19 protein-coding genes are annotated in these 16,404 nt (G+C 67.2%); 10 read left to right on the top strand and 9 right to left on the bottom strand.

The window, feature by feature from the left end:
• From IAI53_RS06295 to IAI53_RS06285, 3 genes are all read left to right on the top strand, one after another.
• Nucleotides 1-930, top strand: a complete 930-nt coding sequence (locus IAI53_RS06295; protein WP_187717267.1) for an electron transfer flavoprotein subunit alpha/FixB family protein — start codon at nucleotides 1-3, stop codon at nucleotides 928-930.
• Nucleotides 931-958: 28 nt separating this feature from the next.
• On the top strand, nucleotides 959-1,624 hold the full coding sequence (locus IAI53_RS06290; RefSeq protein WP_187717266.1) for an energy-coupling factor ABC transporter permease: 666 nt from the start codon (nucleotides 959-961) through the stop codon (nucleotides 1,622-1,624).
• A gap of 79 nt (nucleotides 1,625-1,703) precedes the next feature.
• Nucleotides 1,704-3,500, top strand: a complete 1,797-nt coding sequence (locus tag IAI53_RS06285; protein WP_187717265.1) for an acyl-CoA dehydrogenase — start codon at nucleotides 1,704-1,706, stop codon at nucleotides 3,498-3,500.
• A gap of 107 nt (nucleotides 3,501-3,607) precedes the next feature.
• Here IAI53_RS06285 and IAI53_RS06280 read toward each other — a convergent pair whose 3' ends face one another.
• The 7 genes from IAI53_RS06280 to ompR are packed head-to-tail and all read right to left on the bottom strand — an operon-like array spanning nucleotide 3,608 to nucleotide 8,201.
• Nucleotides 3,608-4,390, bottom strand: a complete 783-nt coding sequence (locus IAI53_RS06280) for a peptidylprolyl isomerase (RefSeq protein WP_187717264.1) — start codon at nucleotides 4,388-4,390, stop codon at nucleotides 3,608-3,610.
• Nucleotides 4,387-4,683, bottom strand: a complete 297-nt coding sequence (locus IAI53_RS06275) for a BolA family protein (RefSeq protein WP_187717263.1) — start codon at nucleotides 4,681-4,683, stop codon at nucleotides 4,387-4,389. The genes IAI53_RS06280 and IAI53_RS06275 overlap by 4 nt, the downstream gene beginning before the upstream one ends.
• A complete protein-coding gene (locus IAI53_RS06270; RefSeq protein WP_187717973.1) occupies nucleotides 4,680-4,979 on the bottom strand; it encodes a YciI family protein in 300 nt (99 codons plus the stop codon). The genes IAI53_RS06275 and IAI53_RS06270 overlap by 4 nt, the downstream gene beginning before the upstream one ends.
• Nucleotides 4,979-5,590 carry a septation protein A gene (locus tag IAI53_RS06265; protein ID WP_187717262.1) on the bottom strand — a complete coding sequence of 204 codons (612 nt, stop codon included), beginning with the start codon at nucleotides 5,588-5,590 and terminating at the stop codon, nucleotides 4,979-4,981. Before IAI53_RS06265 ends, IAI53_RS06270 begins: the two co-directional genes overlap by 1 nt.
• 9 nt (nucleotides 5,591-5,599) lie before the next feature.
• Entirely contained in the window at nucleotides 5,600-6,040 is a 441-nt protein-coding gene (locus IAI53_RS06260; protein WP_187717261.1) for a group II truncated hemoglobin, read from the bottom strand.
• Nucleotides 6,041-6,085: 45 nt separating this feature from the next.
• Nucleotides 6,086-7,456 (bottom strand): ATP-binding protein, encoded by a 1,371-nt coding sequence (locus tag IAI53_RS06255; RefSeq protein WP_349771893.1) that lies wholly within the window; start codon nucleotides 7,454-7,456, stop codon nucleotides 6,086-6,088.
• A 7-nt stretch (nucleotides 7,457-7,463) separates the two neighbouring features.
• Nucleotides 7,464-8,201, bottom strand: coding sequence for an osmolarity response regulator transcription factor OmpR (gene ompR, locus IAI53_RS06250; RefSeq protein WP_187717259.1), 738 nt, complete (start codon nucleotides 8,199-8,201; stop codon nucleotides 7,464-7,466).
• Nucleotides 8,202-8,480: 279 nt separating this feature from the next.
• Here ompR and IAI53_RS06245 point away from each other — a divergent pair, with 279 nt between their 5' ends.
• The 4 genes from IAI53_RS06245 to IAI53_RS06230 all read left to right on the top strand — a co-directional run bounded on the left by IAI53_RS06245 (nucleotide 8,481) and on the right by IAI53_RS06230 (nucleotide 11,002).
• Complete coding sequence (locus tag IAI53_RS06245; RefSeq protein ID WP_187717258.1) at nucleotides 8,481-8,843, top strand: hypothetical protein; 363 nt, start codon at nucleotides 8,481-8,483, stop codon at nucleotides 8,841-8,843.
• Nucleotides 8,844-8,952: 109 nt separating this feature from the next.
• Nucleotides 8,953-9,639, top strand: a complete 687-nt coding sequence (tsaB, locus tag IAI53_RS06240) for a tRNA (adenosine(37)-N6)-threonylcarbamoyltransferase complex dimerization subunit type 1 TsaB (RefSeq protein ID WP_187717257.1) — start codon at nucleotides 8,953-8,955, stop codon at nucleotides 9,637-9,639.
• A 35-nt stretch (nucleotides 9,640-9,674) separates the two neighbouring features.
• Nucleotides 9,675-10,121 (top strand): ribosomal protein S18-alanine N-acetyltransferase, encoded by a 447-nt coding sequence (rimI, locus tag IAI53_RS06235; RefSeq protein ID WP_187717972.1) that lies wholly within the window; start codon nucleotides 9,675-9,677, stop codon nucleotides 10,119-10,121.
• Nucleotides 10,121-11,002, top strand: coding sequence for a uracil-DNA glycosylase (locus IAI53_RS06230; protein WP_187717971.1), 882 nt, complete (start codon nucleotides 10,121-10,123; stop codon nucleotides 11,000-11,002). Before rimI ends, IAI53_RS06230 begins: the two co-directional genes overlap by 1 nt.
• 42 nt (nucleotides 11,003-11,044) lie before the next feature.
• On the opposite strand, the gene lplT is transcribed toward IAI53_RS06230, so the two are convergent.
• Nucleotides 11,045-12,295: a lysophospholipid transporter LplT gene (gene lplT, locus IAI53_RS06225; RefSeq protein ID WP_187717256.1), complete on the bottom strand. Its 1,251-nt coding sequence runs from the start codon at nucleotides 12,293-12,295 to the stop codon at nucleotides 11,045-11,047.
• A gap of 155 nt (nucleotides 12,296-12,450) precedes the next feature.
• Between lplT and IAI53_RS06220 the strand changes: the two genes are divergently transcribed.
• From IAI53_RS06220 to IAI53_RS06210, 3 genes are all read left to right on the top strand, one after another.
• Nucleotides 12,451-13,371 carry a LysR family transcriptional regulator gene (locus IAI53_RS06220; protein WP_187717255.1) on the top strand — a complete coding sequence of 307 codons (921 nt, stop codon included), beginning with the start codon at nucleotides 12,451-12,453 and terminating at the stop codon, nucleotides 13,369-13,371.
• Entirely contained in the window at nucleotides 13,371-14,744 is a 1,374-nt protein-coding gene (gene radA, locus IAI53_RS06215) for a DNA repair protein RadA (RefSeq protein WP_187717254.1), read from the top strand. The genes IAI53_RS06220 and radA overlap by 1 nt, the downstream gene beginning before the upstream one ends.
• Nucleotides 14,745-14,828: 84 nt before the next feature.
• Complete coding sequence (locus tag IAI53_RS06210) at nucleotides 14,829-15,227, top strand: DUF4124 domain-containing protein (protein WP_187717253.1); 399 nt, start codon at nucleotides 14,829-14,831, stop codon at nucleotides 15,225-15,227.
• On the opposite strand, the gene IAI53_RS06205 is transcribed toward IAI53_RS06210, so the two are convergent.
• A complete protein-coding gene (locus tag IAI53_RS06205) occupies nucleotides 15,224-16,135 on the bottom strand; it encodes a ketopantoate reductase family protein (protein ID WP_187717252.1) in 912 nt (303 codons plus the stop codon). The two genes, IAI53_RS06210 and IAI53_RS06205, sit on opposite strands and share 4 nt — an antisense overlap.
• Nucleotides 16,136-16,404 lie beyond the last annotated feature (269 nt).

Genomic DNA, 16,404 nt, shown 5'->3' with positions numbered 1-16,404 from the left:
ATGGCGATCCTGGTTATTGCTGAACACGACAATCAATCCATCAAGGCCGCCACGCTCAATACCGTGACGGCTGCCGCCGCGATCGGCGGCGAGGTCCACGTGCTGGTGGCGGGCCAGGGTTGCGAGGGCGCCTGCAGCGCGGCAGCCAAGCTGGCCGGCGTGAGCAAGGTGCTGTGCGCCGCCGCGCCGCACTACGAGGCGCAGCTGGCCGAGAACGTGGCGGCGCTGGTGGTGGCCAATGCCGCCGGCTACAGCCACATCCTCGCGCCCGCCAGCTCCTTCGGCAAGAACGTCGCCCCGCGTGTGGCTGCGCTGCTGGACGTCGCGCAGATTTCCGACATCGTCGCGGTCGAGGGTGCCGACACCTTCGTGCGCCCGATCTATGCCGGCAACGCCATGGCCACCGTGAAGAGCGCCGATGCGGTCAAGGTGATCACCGTGCGCACCACCGCCTTCGAGGCGGCTGCCGAAGGCGGATCGGCCGCGGTGGAAAATCTCTCCGCTGGCGCCGATCTGGGCGTTTCCAGGCTGGTTGGCCGGGAACTCACCAAGAGCGAGCGCCCCGAGCTGGGCGCGGCCAAGACCATCGTCTCCGGCGGTCGCGGGCTGGGCAGCGGTGAGAACTACCACGCCCTGCTCGAGCCGCTGGCCGACAAGCTGGGCGCCGCGCTCGGCGCGAGCCGCGCCGCGGTCGATGCGGGCTACGTGCCCAACGACTACCAGGTGGGCCAGACCGGCAAGATCGTCGCGCCGCAACTCTACCTCGCGGTGGGTATTTCCGGCGCGATCCAGCACCTGGCAGGCATGAAGGATTCCAAGGTGATCGTGGCGATCAACAAGGATCCGGAAGCACCGATCTTCCAGGTGGCGGACTACGGCCTGGTGGGCGACCTGTTCGAGGTGGTGCCGGAGCTGACCAAGGCGCTGTGAGGCCTGCCGGACCCCGGCGGGGCGTGCGATGAATCTGTCGGCCGGACTTTTCTCCGCAACCTGGCACTGGTCCGCGCTGGTGCTTTCGGTCGCGGTCGGCTGGCTGGTGTGGCGCACCGCCCCCTGGGGGCGGCTGAAGTCCGGCACGCAGCTCAACCTGCTGCTGGGCTTCGCCGTAGGCCTGATGCTGATGTGGAGCCTGAAGGCCGGGGTCAAGCCCGGCCTCAACCTGCACCTGATGGGCGCGATGGCCGCCACCTTGGCCCTGGGGCCGCAACTGGCCATCGTGACGCTGGCGCTGGCACTCACCGGCATCACGCTCAACGGCGCCATCGAATGGCAGGCCTGGCCGATCAACTTCCTGCTGATGGTGGTGGTGCCGGTGGTACTGGCCCACCGTCTGCACAAGCTGATCGAACGCTTCCTGCCGGCACATTTCTTCGTCTTCGTCTTCGTCGCCGGCTTCTTCGGCGCCGCGCTCACCGTGATGCTGCAGGGGCTGGTGGCCTCGGGCGTCATGGTGGCGGCGGGCGCCTACGAGGCCGCTTTTCTGGCAAGTGACTACCTGCCGTACTTCCTGCTGCTCGGTTTCTCCGAGGGCTGGATCAGCGGCGGGGTGATCACGCTGATGGTTGTGTACCGGCCCGAGTGGGTGGCGGCCTTCGACGACCGCCGATATCTCGTCCGGAAGTAGTACCTGCCTCGGCAGGCGCAGTAGGTGCGGTTGCAGGGGCCGCGCATCGACAACAAAACCATGTGGAGCGAACAGTCAAATGAGTCAATACACCGCACCGATCCGTGACATGCAGTTCGTGATGCGCGAACTGGCCAACCTCGAAGGCGTGGCCGGCCTGCCCGGATGCGAGGAAGTCTCCCCGGATCTGGTGGATGCGATCCTCGACGAGGCCGGCAAGTTTGCCGGCGGCGTGCTGGCCCCCCTGAACAAGATCGGCGACCAGGAAGGCGCCAAGTGGAAGGACGGCCAGGTGTCGACCGCGCCGGGCTGGAAGGACGCCTACACCCAGTTCGCCGAGTCCGGCTGGACCGCGCTGGCCTGCGACCCGCAGTACGGCGGCCAGGGCCTGCCCAAGCTGATCTCCACCGCGGTGATGGAGATGTGGAAATCGGCCAACATGGCCTTTTCGCTGTGTCCGATGCTGACCACCGGTGCCATCGAGGCGCTGATGCTGCGCGGCACCGACGAGCAGAAGGACATGTACCTGCCGAAGATGGTGAGCGGCGAGTGGACCGGCACCATGAACCTGACCGAACCGCAGGCCGGCTCCGACCTGGCCGCGGTGCGCACCCGTGCCGAACCGCAGGGCGACGGCACCTACAAGATTTTCGGCCAGAAGATCTTCATCACCTACGGCGAGCACGACCTCACCGACAACATCATCCACCTGGTGCTGGCCCGCCTGCCGGACGCACCGGAAGGCGTGAAGGGCATCTCGCTGTTCGTGGTGCCGAAGTTCATGGTGAACGCCGACGGCACGCCGGGCGCGCGCAACGACGTGCATTGCGTGTCCATCGAGCACAAGCTCGGCATCCACGCCAGCCCCACCTGCGTGCTGGCCTTCGGCGACAACGGCGGGGCGGTCGGCACCTTGATCGGTGAGCCGAACCGCGGCCTGGAGTACATGTTCATCATGATGAACGAGGCGCGCTTCGCCGTCGGCATGGAAGGCCTGGCGCTGTCCGAGCGTGCCTACCAGCACGCGCTGCAGTACGCCAAGGACCGCGTGCAGGGCACCGAAGTCGGTGTGCGTGGCGGCCCCAAGGTGAACATCCTGCATCACCCGGATGTGCGCCGCATGCTGATGTCCATGAAGAGCCAGACCGAAGCGATGCGGGCGCTCGCCTATGTCGTCGGCGCGGCCACCGACATGGCCCACATGCACCCGGATGACGCGGTGCGTGCGCAGAATCAGGCTTTCGTCGACCTGATGATCCCGGTGGTCAAGGGCTGGTGCACCGAAAACTCGGTGGATATCGCCTCGACCGGCGTGCAGGTGCATGGCGGCATGGGCTTCATCGAGGAAACCGGCGCGGCGCAGCATCTGCGCGACGCCCGCATCACGCCGATCTACGAAGGCACCACCGCAATCCAGGCCAACGACCTGATCGGCCGCAAGATCGCCCGCGAAGGCGGGGAGACGATCAAGGGCGTGATCGCCGAGATGCGCAAGGTGGAAGCCGAACTGGGCGAGGCGCAGGGTGAGGCCATGGCGGCGATCCGCCGCTCGCTGGGCGAAGGCGTCAAGGCGCTGGAAGAGGCGGCGTCCTACATCGTCGCGACCTACGGCCAGGACATCAAGGCCGCCCACGTGGGTTCGGTACCCTTCCTGAAGCTGTTCGGCATCGTTGCCGGCGGCTGGCAGATGGCGCGTGCGGCGCTGGTTTCCGCTCGCCGTCTGGAGGAGGGCAGCGGCGACGCCGGCTTCTACCGCAGCAAGATCGTCACTGCGCGTTTCTACGCGGATCACGTGCTGTCGCAGGCCGCCGGCCTGTCCTACGCCGTGGTCAATGGCGCGGCCGGCGCGCTGGAACTGAGCGAAGAAGATTTCTGATTGCAGGGCGGCCTGGCGGCGACAGCATGCCAGGCCGCCTTGCATGAAGGACGAAACAAAAAAGCCGACCCGTGGGTCGGCTTTTTCCTTGTCCGGCTACAAAAGGCTTACTTCACCTCGGCCTTGCCGCGCAGGTCGACAATGTGCTGCTCCACCTTCTGCTGCTGCATGCGCTGCTGCAGCTGCGGCTTGACCTCGTCGAAGGCCGGCGCCTTGGTCGGGCGGATGTCCTGCATCTGGATGACGTGGAAGCCGAAGTCGCTCTTCACCGGCATCGCGGTGTACTCGCCCTTTTCCAGCTTCACCATGGCCTCGGAGAACGGCTTGACGAACATGCCGGGGTTGGCCCAGCCCAGGTCGCCGCCGCGCTCCTTGGAGCCCGGATCGATCGACTGCGCGGCGAGGTCCTCGAACTTGGCGCCCGAGCGCAGCTTGGCGATGATGTCCTTGGCTGCTTCCTCGGTTTCCACCAGGATGTGGCGCGGGTTGTATTCCTTGCTGCCCATGCGCGCGACGATCTGGTCGTATTCCTTGCGGATGTCGGCGTCGGTGACCGGGTTGGTCTTCACCCAGTCCTGCAGGTAGGCGCGGATCAGGATGGCCTGGCGGGCGAGATCCATCTGCGCCTGCACGTCGGTCTTCTTGTCCAGGCCGAGCTTGGCGGCTTCCTGGGAGAGGATCTCCCGGCGGATCAGTTCCTCGCGCACCGCCTCGCGCAGTTGCGGGCTGTCCGGAGCGCCCTGGGCACGCTGTTCGGTGAGCATGACTTCGAGCCGCGAGGACGGGACGGCCTTGCCGTTGACGGTTGCCGTCGGCTCCGCAGCCTGGGCGGCCAGGGCGGTCAGGCCGGCCATGAGGGTCAGGGCAAGACGGCTGGGCAGTGCTTTCATCGAGTTTCCTTGTCGGTGGGTTGATTGGCGGCCTCTTCGGCCGTCCGGGCACGAATCGCGAGCGCATGGATTTCATGCTGCATCATCGTGCCCAATGCTTCGTAAATCATGCGCTGCCGGGCCACCCGGTTCTTGCCCGCAAAGGCGTCCGAGACGACGTCGACGCGGTAGTGACCGCCGCCGGATCGGGCACCGGCATGTCCGGCATGCAGCGCGCTGTCGTCGCCGATGTCGAGCGACACCGGCTGGAGCGCCTGCAGCAGGCGCTCGCGGATCTGCTCGGGCACGTTCAAGGCAGCACCTTCTTGAACGGGCGCACCGAGGTGCGCGCGAACACGCCTTGCTTGACGTAGGGGTCCTCGGCGAGCCAGCGCTCGGCGTCGGCCTGCGAGGCGAACTCCGCGACCACCAGGCTGCCGGCGAAGCCTGCCGGGCCGGGGTCGGGCGAGTCGATCGCCGGCATGGGGCCGGCAATCAGCAGGCGGCCTTCGTCGCGCAGGGCCTCGAGGCGGGCGAGGTGGGCCGGACGGGCCGCCATGCGGGCATCCAGCGTGCCCGGGGCGTCCTCGCCGATCATGGCGTAGAACATCATTGTTGGGGATCCTCTTCTAGGTATTTGGACAGGAAGAAGCCCTGGGCAAGCACGAAGGCCAGCATCAGCCCCATGCCGCCGAAGAGCTTGAAGTTGACCCAGGCCTCCTCGGAGAAGCTGTAGGCCACGTAAAGATTGATGCCGCCCATGGCAAAGAAGAAGGCCGCCCAGGCGAGGTTCAGACGCTCCCACACGGCGTCGGGCAGCTGGATCTGCGCTTCCAGCATGCGGCGGATCAGGTTGCGGCGGAAGAGCAGGGCGGACCCGGCAAGCACCGCGCCGAACAGCCAGTACAGCGCCGTCGGCTTCCACTTGATGAAGGTCGGGTTGTGGAAGAACAGCGTGGCGCCGCCGAACACGACGATGATGCCCAGGCTCACCCACAGCATGGTGTCCACCTTGCGGTGGCGCGCCCACACCCAGGCTATCTGGCCGAAGGTGGCGAGGATGGCCACCACGGTGGCCAGCAGGATGGGGACCTGCTTGGCGGTGACGCCGTCGCCCAGCCAGGCGCCGGCCATCTGGAAGGCGGCGTCCTCGTTGGCGCCGGCGAGCTTGTAGACGCCGAAGAACAGGATGACGGGCAGGAGGTCGAACAGGAATTTCATGCGGGTGGATTATAGCTGCTGGTGATTGTGCGCCGCCGGCGGCGCCTCGGCGCGGTTGCGCATATGGTCGGCGAGTGCGGTGAAGGACTGCAGCAGGCTGCCGCGCAGTTCGCTGTCGCCGACGAGCTCTTCGAGCGCCTGCTGCATGCACAGCATCCACTGGTCGCGCTCTGCCGCACCGATGGAGAAGGGCAGGTGGCGGGCGCGCAGGAAGGGCGGTCCGAAGCGCTCTACGTAGAGGTTCGGTCCGCCGAACCAGCCGGAGAGGAAGAGGAACAGCTTTTCCTCAGAACCGGAGAGATCCTCGGCGTGCATCCTGCGCACGTCCCAGGCCTCGGGCAAGGCGTCCATCAGTTCATAGAAGCGCTTGACCAGCGCGCGCACGGCGGGTTCGCCGCCGATCTGCTCGTAGGGGGTCAGAACCGGCAAGGTACGGGTATCAGTCTGCATGTGGGTAAAACGGGGTCCGGTTGTTGCGGCGCGTGAAGGCTCATTCTAGCGTGACCTGCCGCCGGGGAGCCGCAGAATCGCGCTCAGGCCGCCGCCTTCGCGCGGCAGCAGATCAAGCGAGCCTCCGTGGGCCCGCATCACGCGTTCGACGATTGCCAGGCCGAGACCGGCGCCCTTGGTGTTGCTGCGGGCGGTCTCCAGGCGGGTGAAGGGGCGGCGCAGGCGCTCGACCTCGTCGGGGGGGATGCCGGGGCCGCGGTCGGCGATCTCGATGGCCACCTCACCGGACTGGGTGCTCAGGCCGACCGTGATCGGCGATTCGCTGCCTGCGTAGCGGATGGCATTGTCGATCAGATTGGTGATGGCGCGACGCAGCGGCAGGGCACGGACCGGGAGGGACAGCCGGTCCGGCAGGTCGAGTTCGATGTCGACGCCCCGCAAGCGGTAGGGTTCGGCCAGGTCGCGGATAAGCTCGACCAGGTCGACGGGCTGCATCGCTTCCTGCGGGTCGCCGCGGCCGAAGTCGAGGAACTGGCCGATGATGCGGTCCATTTCCTCGATGTCGGCCACCATGGCGGTGACTTCGTCTTCCGGGGCGCCCGACATCTCGACGCCGAGCCGCAGACGGGCCAGCGGGGTGCGCAGATCGTGCGAGACGCCCGCCAGGATCAGCGCGCGGTCGGCGTCCGCGCGGGCCAGATCGCCGGTCATCTGATTGAAGGCATGCGAGACGACCGCCAGTTCGACCGGGCCGCTTTCCTCCTGCAAGGGCGGGTTCTGCCCGCTGCCCACCATGCGCGCCGCGCGCGCCAGACTGCGCAGCGGTGCACTGATGCGCGAGACGATGAGAAAGGCGCCGAGCAGGGAGGCGACCAGCGCGGCGCTGCCCCACACCAGCCATTCGAGCGCGTGATGCTTCTGCAGGCGTTCGCGCGGCAGCATCACCCAGTACTCGTCGGGGTCCTCGGGATGAAGGCGGAAGCTGACCCAGAATCCATCCAGCGTCTTCCAGCGCATGGCGAAGCGGGTATGGTCTCCCAGCTGTCGGCGGATCTCCGCGGTGAGCAGGCGCATCGGCCGCGTGTCCGGGACGGGCTGCAGTTCGTCGGTGGCTTCGGAAGGATAGATGCGGATGCCCTCGAGGGCGGCGAGGTCGATCAGCAGGTCGGTGCGCAGGCGCGGTTCGGCATTGATCAGCGCGGTGCGGGTGAGGTTCACCACGCTGACCACCATCTGCGCGAGGTCGCGTGCCCGCGAGGGTTCCTCGAAGTAGCGGAAAATCTGCGACCAGATCGCCAGCGTCAATCCGAGCAGCAGGGCGATCGACAGGAAGGTCTGCCAGAGCAGCGTGTGCGGCAGCCAGCGCAGGATGCGCCGGCCCCGTGCACGTGCCCTCAGCAAGGACGGGAGACGCACGCTGGGGTTATTCGCTGTCGGCCGGCTTGGGTTCGTCGGGCACGAAGACATAGCCGAATCCCCACACCGTCTGGATGTAGCGGGGCTTGGCGGGGTCGTCCTCGACCAGCTTGCGCAGGCGGGAGACCTGAACGTCGATTGCGCGGTCGAAGACGCCGTACTCCCGTCCGCGAGCCAGCTCCATCAACTTGTCGCGCGACAGCGGCTGTCGCGGATGCTGCAGCAGCACCTTGAGGAGCGAAAACTCGCCGGTGGTCAGCGAAATCTCTTCTTCGTCGCGCACCAGCGTGCGGGTGCCGAGATTGACCCGTATGCGGCCGAAGTTCACCACCTCGTCCTCGGGCGTGGGCGCGCCCGGCAGGGAGGGCGGCTGGCGGCGCATCACCGCGTGGATGCGTGCCACCAGCTCGCGGGGGTTGAAGGGCTTGGGCAGGTAGTCGTCGGCGCCCATCTCCAGGCCCACGATACGGTCGACATCGTCGCCCTTGGCGGTGAGCATGATGATAGGCATCGTGTTCTCCGCCGCACGGAGGCGGCGGCAGATCGACAGTCCGTCTTCGCCTGGCAGCATCAGGTCGAGCACCAGCAGGTCGAAGTGCTCGCGATGCAGCGCTCGGTCCATGGAGGGCGCGTCGATGACCGCCTTGACGGTGAAGCCCTGTTCCTGAAGGTAACGGGAGAGCAGGTCGCGCAGGCGGGCGTCGTCGTCAACCAGCAGTACGCGATATCGGATCTTGGTATTCATGGGGCGAATCCTATCCTGAGCTTCGAGCCGGAGCCAGCCTCGCCGGAAGCGGCAAAGCAGCGGGCGCGTAACCCTTCGTAAGGTAGTCCCTTTGGAGCAATATCCCCTTACAAAGTCGATGCCGGAGGCGTGACGCATTCGACGCAAGGTACGCAATTCGGACTATCTTCCACACCAGACATTCTCTCGAATGCCTTTGCGCGAAATATAATTGATCCCATGATGAACCCAGTCCTATCGACGCTGCGTCGTGGTCAAGCGCCTGCCGGCAGGCGGGTGTTGTCGCGCCTGCTGCCGGTTGCGCTGGTGTTCGGGGCAGTGTCGGCGATCCATGCGCAGGAAGTGCAGCACGACATGGCACAGACGGCACCGTCCGAAGCTTCGGTCGAAGCGCCGGCCGAGATGCTCATCGTCATTCCTGCGCATGACGCGTCGGAGATGGTCGGCGACGAAGCGGCGGTCTTTCCCGAGCCGCTGGAGGACGCCAGGCATGTCGAGGTCAGGCGCGCCCTGCTCAACGACGACGAGCTGAACAGCGGCGTCCTCGAACGCCGCCGGCTGACTGCCGAGGAGCGCAGCGCGTTCCGGCTCGAGTTGCTGCGTGCGGTCCGCAGCGCCTATCCCGACGATACGCTTCGCTGATCCGCCCCTGAGCCTGCCGGGACGTGGCGCGTCATCTTCCGGCCCGAGGCCTGCGCATCCGACTTCGGAATTCCGGCCCGGCGGCGTGAGCGGCTAGAATGGCGCGGCCATGAAAATTCTTGCCATCGAAACCTCCTGCGAGCACGGCAGTATCGCGCTGCTTGCCGGCGATGCCATGTTCGAGAGGGAACTTGTCGGACAGGCCAATCATTCCGCCCATCTGCTGCCGGAAATCCGCTCCTTGCTTGCCGATGCCGGCATGGGCCTGCAGGATCTCGACGCTGTCGCCTTCGGCAGCGGGCCGGGCGCCTTCACCGGCCTGCGCCTGGCCTGCGCCGCGGCGCAGGGACTGGCACTTGGGGCGGGGCTCGGCGTCGTGCCGGTCTGCAGTCTTGCGGCGCTCGCCTTGCAGGGCGAAGGCGACCGGCTGTTCGTGGCCACCGATGCCCGCATGAACGAGATCTACTTTGCCGCGTACGAGCGCCGCGAGGGCGTGCTGGCGACAGTCCAGGCGCCGCGCTGCGCACCGCCCGAAGCCGTCGCGCTGCCCGAGGGGAAATGGTTTGCGCTGGGTTCCGGCTTTGCCGCCTACCCCGCACTTGCGGAGCGTTTCGGAGCACAGCTGTGCGGCGTGCAGCCCGCTGCCGCGCCCCGTGCCGGCGATGTCGCCCGTCTTGCCCTGCCCGAGCTTCGCCGCGGTGCATTGCTCGCCCCCGAGCTGGCCGCACCCTTGTACGTCAGGGACAAGGTTGCGCTGACCACCGCCGAACGCCTGGCCCGCGGAGGACGGGCGTGAACGGTCCGCAAGCGGGGGAGGCGTCCGGTCGCCAGATGGCGGCACCGACCTACGTGCCGATGTCGGACACCGATCTGGACTGGGTCGTCGCGAACGAGGCCGAGCTGCATCCCTATCCTTGGTCGCGGGGCAACTTCAGCGATTCGCTTGGCGCCGGCTACAGCGCATGGGTCCAGCATGTGGACGGCCAGCGTTGCGGCTATGCGGTAATGCTCTCGGTGCTGGATGAGGCTCACCTGCTCAATATCAGCGTTGCCCGCGCCGCACAGGGACGCGGGCTGGGGGCCGCCTTGCTGGCGTTCCTGTGCGGGCGGGCGCGGGAAGGCGGGGCGTCGCAGTTCTTTCTGGAAGTGCGTCCGTCCAACCTGGCTGCGCGCGCGCTCTACGGGCGCGCCGGCTTCGAGGCGATCGGCCGGCGCAAGGGTTATTACCCGGCGCCGGGCGGGCGGGAGGATGCGATCGTGATGAGGTTGTCGCTGTGATTCCTTATCGTCGCGACGCCCTGCTGCGCGAACTCGGACTCGGCCCGCTCTGGCGCCTGCGTTCGGCCGCTGACGTCGAAGCGGTGGACGATGGCGCGGAACCGGAAGCGCCGGTCGAGGAGGCGCCACGGCCCGTCGAGGTCGCAGCCCTGCGGCAGGCGCCTGCGGAGCGACTCCCGACTGCCCGGCCGCCATTGGGCGTCAATCGCGCCGAGTCGCAGCCCGCAGACAGGGCGCCGGCAAGACCGGTGCCCCCGCCGTCGCCATCCGCAGGCGCCGACCCCGAGCGGATCGCGCGCATCGGCGCCATGGACTGGGATGCACTGGAGGCCGAGATCCGCGCCTGCCGCGCCTGCCGCTTGTGCGAGAAACGCCACCAGGCGGTTCCCGGCGTCGGCGACCGCAAGGCGCGCTGGTTGTTCGTCGGCGAGGGGCCGGGTTCGGAAGAGGACAAGCGCGGCGAACCCTTCGTCGGTGCCGCGGGGCGCCTGCTCGACAACATGCTGGCGTCGGTCGGATTGCAGCGCGGGGAAGATGTTTACATCGCCAACGCGGTCAAGTGCCGCCCGCCGCACAATCGCACGCCGGAAGCGGACGAGATCGCCGCATGCCTGCCTTTTCTCGCCCGCCAGATCGAACTGCTGCAGCCGCAGCTCATCGTCGCATTGGGGCGACCGGCGGCGCAGGCCTTGCTGGATACGGAAGTGCGCATCGGTGCCGCACGGGGCAAGCGCTTCGACTACCGCGGCACCCCGGTGGTGGTCACCTACCATCCGGCCTATCTGCTGCGCAACCAGTGGGACAAGGCCAAGGCCTGGGAGGATCTGTGTTTCGCGCGCCGTGAGATGGTGACCCTGGGAAGCAAGGCGGAGACGGGCTGAAGCCCGCGCGCGGCGGTTTGCCGCGGCCTTGCCGCGGCCTCGTCAGTGCGCGCGGTCTTCCAGCAGCGCGACCGCGTCGAACTCGCGCTGGTTCTTGCCGTGCTGGACGCGCACCAGCCACATGGTGCCGGCGACGAACAGGCCGAACAGCACGATCACCACGTTGATCGACACCCCGCTCATGATCAGCAGCGCGTACAGGCCGGTCATGATCAGGATGGACAGGTTCTCGTTGAAGTTCTGCACCGCGATCGAGTGCCCGGCGCCCATCAGGATGTGCCCGCGGTGCTGCAGCAAGGCATTCATCGGCACGACGAAGAAGCCGGCGAGGGCGCCGACCACCACCATCAGCACCATTGCCAGCGCCGAGTGGGTGACGCCGGTCATCAGGATGACCACCAGGCCCATGGCGATGCCCAGCGGAATCACCTGTACGGACCGGCGCAGGGTGATCATGCGCGCGGCCATCACCGAGCCGACAGCGATGCCGATGGCGACCACGCCCTGCAGCATCGAGGCCTGCGACAGGTCGAAGCCCAGGTTGTGTTCGGCCCACTTGATGACGATGAACTGCAGCGTGGCGCCGGCGCCCCAGAACAGGGTGGTGACCGCCAGCGAGATCTGCCCGAGCTTGTCGCGCCACAGCAGCTTCAGGCAGTGGTTGAAATCATGCAGCAGGTACAGCGGGTTGTTCTTGAGCGGCTTGTGATCGACGCCGGTGTCGGGAATGTAGATGTTGAACAGCGCGGCGAGCAGGTAGAACAGGCCGACCAGCAACACCACGGCCTGCAGCGCGGTGTCGATGCCGGGGATGCCGAGTCCGGCCACCCAGTCCGAAACGTCGGGGCGGATCAGCACGCCGCCGATCACCGTGCCCAGGATGATCGCCCCCACCGTGAGGCCCTCGATCCAGCCGTTGGCCACCACCAGCAGGCGGTGCGGGAGGTACTCGGTGAGGATGCCGTACTTGGCGGGGGAGTAGGCTGCGGCGCCCAGGCCGATGACCGCGTAGGCGAACAATGGATGCGCGCCGAGGAAGAGCATCAGGCAGCCGCCGATCTTGATGGTGTTGCTGATCAGCATCACCCGCCACTTGGGCATGGAGTCGGCAAAGGCGCCGACGAAGGCCGCGAGCGCCACGTAGGAAATGGTGAAGGCCAGCTTGAGCAGCGGCTCGTACTCGGGGGGAGCCGCCATGTCCCGCAGCAGTGCGATGGCAATGATGAGCAGGGCGTTGTCGGCCAGCGCAGAGAAGAACTGCGCCGCCATGATGATGTAGAAGCCGAGCGGCATCGAGTGCTATCGCCATGGTGATAGGGCAGGGAAGGCGGTTTATATCATGAAGCCGTCACCGCCGTTACAACATGGAACAAGTTTGGCCCAAACATGGATCAGCAGGTGGTCGATTCATGTTGTAATGACGCCCATAAGTCAAACTTATCGACATCATGGCTGATCGAAGACTCCAGGTGTTCCACGCGGTGGCCAAGCATGGTTCCTTCACCCGTGCGGCCGAGCATCTGTTCATGACCCAGCCCGCGGTCACCTTCCAGATCAAGCAGCTCGAGGAGCATTTCGACACCCGCCTGCTCGACCGAGGTCACGGCAAGGTCACCCTGACGCCGGCAGGCGAGATCGTCTTCGCCTACGCCGAGCGCATCCTCGGCCTGTCGGACGAGCTCGAGGCGCGGGTATCGGAGCTGACCGACGAACTGTCCGGCCACCTAAACATTGGCACCAGCACGACGATCGCCGCCTACTGGTTGCCACGCCTGCTGGAAGGCTTCAAGCGTCGTTATCCGCGCGTGCTGCCGCGCGTCGTGGTGGGCAACTCGCAGCTCACCGAGGACCGCGTCGCCGCCCGCGATCTCGATGTGGGACTGGTCGAGATCGTCTCCGATCAGCCGGGGGTGGAACGGCGCAGCGCGGCGCGCGACGAACTGCTGGTGATCTGTCATCCCGCGCACCCGCTGGCGCGCGCCGGAAAGCTCGCCGCGCGCGACCTGGTCGGCCACGCCTTCATCACCCGCGACCCGGGCAATGCGATTCACGTGCTGGCCGAGGAGTTCTTCCGCGTCGGCGGGGTGGCCGATGACGAAATCACGGTTTGTGCGGAGCTTGGCAGCCTGGCCACGGTCAAGCATCTGGCCGCCGAGGGGCTCGGTTTCGCCATTGCTTCCAGCGCCGCGATCCAGCGCGACATCCGCGAGGGCCGGCTGGTGGCGGTACCGCTCGACCCGCCGCTGTACACCCCGCTGGAAGTCATCCTGCCGCGCGACAAGTTCCGCTCGCGGCTGATCACCGCCTTTGCCGACTACGCCACCGAGCAGCTCGCCCGCATGGCCACTGCACCGATGAAGAATCTCTGATGGCCAAGACCAAGACCGCCTACATCTGCACCGAATGCGGTGCGCAGAGCCTGCGCTGGCAGGGCCAGTGCCCGCAGTGCAGTGCGTGGAACACCCTGGTGGAATCGGTGGCGGAGCAGGGCGGGGCGGGCGCCAGCCGCTTCGCCGCGCTGGCCGGCACCACCAGCCGCCTGCAGTCGCTTGCCGAACTGGAGCCGCGCGAGGCCCCGCGGGTGCCCACCGGCATCGAGGAGTTCGACCGCGTGCTGGGCGGGGGCCTGGTACCGGGCGGGGTGGTGCTGATCGGTGGCGATCCGGGCATCGGCAAGTCCACCCTGCTGCTGCAGGCCCTGTCGCGCCTCGCGGCGACGCTGCCCGCGGTGTACGTGAGCGGCGAGGAGTCCGGCGAGCAGGTGGCGCTGCGCGCCCAGCGCCTGCAGCTTGAATCCTCCCCGCTGCAACTGCTCGCCGAGATCAACCTGGAGCGCATCCTCGGAACGCTCAAGGAGGCCAAGCCCAGGATCGCCGTCATCGACTCGATCCAGACCGTCTATTCCGAGGCGCTGCAGCCCGCCCCCGGCTCGGTGGCCCAGGTGCGCGAATGCGCCGCGCAGCTTACCCGCTATGCCAAACAGAGCGGCACCACGCTGATCGTGGTCGGCCACGTCACCAAGGACGGCACGCTGGCCGGTCCGCGTGTGCTCGAGCACATCGTCGACACCGTGCTGTACTTCGAGGGCGACACCCACTCCAGCTTCCGCCTGGTGCGCGCGTTCAAGAACCGCTTTGGCGCGGTCAACGAGCTGGGCGTGTTCGCCATGACGGACCGCGGCCTCAAGGGGGTGAGCAACCCGTCGGCCATCTTCCTGTCGCAGCACGCCCAGCAGGTTTCCGGCAGCTGCGTGCTGATCACCCAGGAGGGCACCCGCCCGCTGCTGGTGGAAGTGCAGGCGCTGGTGGATACCGCCCACAGCCCCAACCCGCGGCGTCTGTCGGTGGGCCTCGAGCAGAACCGCCTGGCGATGCTGCTGGCGGTGGCGCACCGCCATGCCGGGATCGCCTGCTTCGACCAGGACGTGTTCGTCAATGCGGTGGGCGGCGTGAAAATTTCCGAACCGGCCGCGGACCTCGCGGTATTGCTCGCCATCGTCTCCTCGCTGCGCAGCCGGGCGCTGCCGCGCGAGCTGGCGGTGTTCGGCGAGGTCGGCCTGGCCGGCGAGATCCGCCCGGCGCCGCGCGGTCAGGAACGCTTGAAGGAAGCGGCCAAGCTCGGCTTCACCGTGGCCATCGTGCCCAAGGCCAATGCGCCCAAGCAGGCGATCGGCGGCATGCGGGTGATTGCGGTCGACCGTATCGAAGAAGCCATCGACCGCGTCCGCGAGCTGGACGCCTAGAACGCCACCGCCGGGGTATCGAGAGCGCCCTGTCAATGACAATGGCAAGCTGCTATCGTTTGTGCCTCGACGCTGGAGGCAAGAATGAGGCGCGCACTGTTGTTTCTGTTTGGGGTCTTGCCCGCCGTGGCGCAGGCCGAGGTCTACAAGTGCCGGATCGGCGAGCGCACGGTGTATCAGGAGGCGCCCTGCGAACGTCCCGAGCAGGCGCGGCCGATTGCCGAGCGCATGACCGTAGTCGAGCCATACCCTTACCGCCTGGCGCCACAAAAGGGCACGACGACGGACAAACCGAAGCCAGCTACAAAGGCAACCGCCCGTAGCGATGCGGGCGAACATCCGTCCTGCCAGTCGCTGCGCGACCGTATCCGCAAGATCGATATTGCCGCCCGCCACCGCTCAACGCCCAGGCTTACCGAGCAGCGGCGTAAGGCCAAGCAGCAGCTGTCTGCCTTGAAGTGTTCCGAAATGGACCCGCGTTAGCGCGCGGTTTCACCTGAGCCGGGCGAGGCCTCAATCAGCTTCACCAGCGCGTGCAGCGCACGGTTTACCGGCGTTGGTACGCCGAGCGCCGCGCCGCGCCGCATTACGTAGCCGTTGAGATGGTCGATCTCGCTGGGCTTGCCGCGGGCCAGATCCTGCGCGGTCGACGAGTACTGCCCCGGCATGGTCTGGGCAATGCGCTGAACGGCCGCCCAGGCATCGTCGGGCACGCTCACTCCGTCGGCACAAGCCACCGCCAGACATTCGGCCACGATGTCGCGCATCGTGTCCTCCACGCCTTCGCCCCGGATCAGACGCCCATAGGGCAAGCGCGTGATGGCCGATACGGCGTTGTAGGCGCAGTTGACGATCAGCTTCGCCCACAGCGCGCCGACGACGTTGTCGGAGACTTGAACCGGCACTCCGGCTTGGCCGAACACCTGCACCAGCGTTTCAGCACCGGCAAACGGGCCGATTACCAGCTCGCCGCGGCCGTGGTGGCGCACATGGCCCGGCGCCGCCATCTCAACAGCCACATAGACCACTGCAGGGATCACGTCCTGGCCGAGCAGGGCGGTCAGGCGCGCGGCGTTATCGACACCGTTCTGCAGGCTCAGCACCCGCGCATCCGGGGTCAGATTGGGCGCAAGGTCGGCAGCGGCCGCCTCGGTGTCGGTCGATTTCACGCAACACAGCACCAGCGCCGCGCCGCGCATCGCGGCCGGGTCCGTGTTCGCCTGCACGGCGACATGCTCGCGAAACTGCTGGGTGTCGAGCAGCAGACCATCGCGGCGCATGGCCTCGACGTGTGCGGGGCGCCCGATCAGCACCACCTCATGGCCTGCGCGCGCGAGCATTCCGCCGTAGTAACAGCCGACCGCGCCGGCGCCGAGTACCGCAATCTTCATGGTTCTTGTCCTTGTCTGGCGGGCAGGTTCTGCGGATGGCCCGCGAGGCGGCCATCTTGCCGGATGAGGCCTGCCTTGTCAGCGACCTCCGGACTTGCCCCGGGAGTCGGAAGCGGCTCAATGCTGGCCGGTGAAGCGTGTTGCCTCGTTCGCCCGTCTCGGTGCGGGCTCACCCCCGACCGAAACTCCGCCTTGTCGCCCCTGTCCTCATAGTAGAAGCCTTCGTTGCGGGCGCCGAGCCGTCTGCAAGAGGGGAAACCGGAAACCGA

Origin of the sequence: Thauera sedimentorum, from assembly GCF_014489115.1 — a bacterium.
Lineage (GTDB): Bacteria > Pseudomonadota > Gammaproteobacteria > Burkholderiales > Rhodocyclaceae > Pseudothauera > Pseudothauera sedimentorum.
The sequence above is the reverse complement of the archived record's forward strand: the minus strand, read 5'-3'. Positions and strand labels throughout refer to the sequence as shown.